Annotated in this window: 2 protein-coding genes; both read right to left on the reverse strand. The window is 37.7% G+C overall.

Features of this window, described 5'->3' with window-relative positions; translation table 11 throughout:
• A partial coding sequence (carB, locus tag CI949_RS18820) for a carbamoyl-phosphate synthase large subunit (RefSeq protein WP_290769250.1) occupies nucleotides 1-2,736 on the reverse strand: 2,736 nt, incomplete at its 3' end.
• 93 nt (nucleotides 2,737-2,829) lie between these two features.
• Nucleotides 2,830-3,388, reverse strand: a 559-nt coding sequence (locus tag CI949_RS18825; protein WP_290769253.1) for a carbamoyl phosphate synthase small subunit, incomplete at its 5' end; no start/stop codon positions are given.

A 3,388-nucleotide genomic window follows, 5' to 3' on the forward strand; every position in this document is an offset into this window, starting at 1 on the left:
CCCAGTTGATTTCATTTCTGGACCCAGATTGGTGTCAACCTGAGTTAATTTGGAAAATGAGAAAACAGGAACTTTAACAGCTACGTGATCTTTTTCTGGAACCAAGCCACTTTCCCAACCTAAATCCTTAAGTTTTTTACCAAGTAAAGCCTTTGTTGCCAGATCAACCATCGGCACCCCTGTTACTTTGCTCAAATATGGAATTGTCCGGCTGGAGCGGGGATTAACTTCAATCACAAATATTTCTCCCTCACTGACTACATATTGAATATTGACAACTCCCTTAACATTTAAAGCCTGCGAAATTCTTTCCGTATATTCCACTGCTTTTTGCTTTAACTTCTCAGACAAACGGTGAGGAGGATAAACTGCTATACTGTCTCCTGAATGAACACCTGCTCTCTCTACGTGTTCCATAATCCCAGGTACTATTACTGTTTCTCCATCAGAAATTGCATCAATTTCAATTTCAGTACCGCTTAAATATTTATCAACCAAAACCGGTCTATCTGGTGAAATTTTAACAGCATTTCTCATATATTCTTCTAATTCTTGCTCATTATATACAACTTCCATTGCCCGACCGCCAAGTACATAGGAAGGTCTTACCAGTACTGGATAACCAATTTTAGCAGCAATTTTTTCTGCTTCAGCGAATGAAGCCGCAACTTCCCCCTGAGGTACTGGAATATCCAGTTCATTTAAAAGACCGATGAATCTATCTCTGTCTTCTGCCAGGTCAATCGAATCAACAGAAGTTCCAAGTATCTTAACTCCTGCTTCAGCCAGCGGCTCAGCCAGATTAACAGCAGTCTGACCACCAAACTGACAGATAACTCCTTCTGGTTTTTCATTTTCAATGATATGCATAATATCTTCTTTGGTCAGAGGTTCAAAGTATAATCTATCTGAGGTATCAAAATCTGTACTCACGGTTTCTGGATTATTATTAACTATAATTGACTCATAACCTTCTTCATTTAAAGTCCAGGCAGAATGAACACTGCAGTAATCGAATTCTATACCCTGGCCGATCCTAATTGGTCCTGAACCAATTACCATTACTTTCTTCTTTTCAGTTGGCTGAGCTTCATTAACCTTTTCATAAGAAGAATAATAGTAAGGTGTTTCTGCTTCGAATTCTGCTGCACAGGTATCCACCATTTTAAATACGGGTTTTAACTGCAGCTGGTCCCGGATATTTTTTATTTCCGCTTCTGTTTTTTCAGTCAAAAGAGCAATCTCAGAATCTGAAAACCCTTTTTCTTTAGCCTTGTAAAGTAGTTCTCTGTTTTCACTTATATTTTCTTTATTGGCAGCTAGAGAGTTTTCAAGCTCAATAATGGTTTTAATTTTATATAAAAAGAAAGTGCTGATTTCAGTTATTTGGTTAATTTTTCCGACTGTATAACCACGGCGCAGCGCTTCTGCTATCACAAAAAGTCGATTATCATCTGCCGCAAATAAGGCATCTTCAATTTCCGGGTCACTCATTTTTTTAAATTCTTCTAAGTAGAAGCCATAGCGCCCGATTTCCAGTGAGCGCACAGCCTTGAGCATTGAAGCCTCCAGATTTCTTTCAATTGCCATTACCTCTCCTGTAGCCTTCATCTGAGTTCCCAAATTACGATCAGCATAGTGAAACTTATCAAAAGGCCAGCGAGGTATCTTAAAGACTACATAATCTAAAGCTGGCTCAAAACAGGCTGTTGTTTTACCAGTGATTGCATTTTCAATCTCATCTAAGCTGTAGCCTAAGGCTATTCTGGCTGAAACTTTAGCAATTGGATAACCGGTTGCCTTTGATGCCAAGGCACTAGAGCGGCTGACTCTGGGGTTTACCTCAATTATATAATACTGAAAACTCTCGGGATCAAGTGCATACTGAACATTACAACCACCTTCAATTCCTAAGGCTCTTATTATCTTTAAAGCTGAGCTTCTAAACATCTGATATTCTTTATCTGTTAAAGTCTGACTGGGAGCTACAACAATACTGTCACCAGTGTGAACACCTACCGGATCAAAGTTTTCCATATTGCAAACAACTATACAGTTATCATTTTTATCCCGCATTACCTCATATTCTATTTCCTTCCAGCCTTTAATACTTTTTTCGATTAAAACCTGGCCAATCAGGCTGTGTTTAAAACCACGGGCAGTGATTTCTTTTAATTCTTCCAAATTATCAGCAACACCACCACCGGTTCCTCCCATAGTATAGGCAGGACGTACAATTACCGGATATCCGATTTTAGCTGCAATTTCAGCTGCCTGATCAATGTTTTCTGCAATTTTACTGTCTAAAATTGGTTCTCCAATTTCATTCATTAATTCTTTAAAAGTATTTCTATCTTCTGCCTTCTCGATTGTATCAATTGGAGTTCCTAAAAGTTCTACATTCAAATCTTCTAAAATATTTGTTTCGGCTAAGTCTATAGCCAAGTTTAAAGCAATCTGTCCTCCTAAGGTTGGAATCAGTCCATCGGGATTTTCTTTTTTTAAAATTTCTATAATACTTTCAACAGTTAGGGGTTCAATATAAACACGATCAGCCATATTCTCATCTGTCATAATTGTAGCCGGATTGCTGTTGACCAAAACAACTTCTAACCCTTCTTCTTTCAAAGCCCGACAGGCCTGACTCCCTGAATAATCAAATTCAGCTGCCTGACCGATAATAATTGGACCTGAACCAATAACCATAACTTTTTTAATATCTTCTCTCTTCGGCATCTTATCCTCCTATTGTGTTATTCTAAATTTGTTTGATTTAAATTATTTAGATATTATTTAGAAATATTTGCTAAGTCCCCAGTACTATCAGCATCAGCGCATTAGGTTAACAAATTGATCAAATAAATAGTGAGAGTCTTCTGGTCCTGGTGAAGCTTCAGGATGATACTGAACAGAAAAAGCTGGATAATTTTGGTGTTTAAAACCTTCAACTGTTTGATCATTAACATTAATATGGGTTAATTCTAGATTCAAATCATTTAGCGAATCTTCTTTAATTGCAAAACCATGATTTTGAGAAGTAATGTAAACTCTGTTAGTACTTAAATCCTTAACTGGATGATTGGCTCCCCGGTGGCCAAATTTAAGTTTATAGGTATCTGCACCACAGGCTCTTCCCAAAAGCTGATGACCGAGACAAATTCCAAAAATAGGAACCTCACCTAAAAGTTCACTAATGGTCGCTGCCACATAATCTGCATCCTCTGGATCTCCAGGTCCATTGGAAAACATTACTCCATCAGGATTATAATTTAATATATTCTGAGCCGATGTGCTGGCCGGTACCATTATCACTTCACAATTACGCTTAACTAGTGAATTTTTGATATTATCTTTAGCTCCACAGTCAACTAAAATCACTCGATACTTA

The sequence above is a fragment of the Halanaerobium sp. genome (assembly GCF_003070835.1).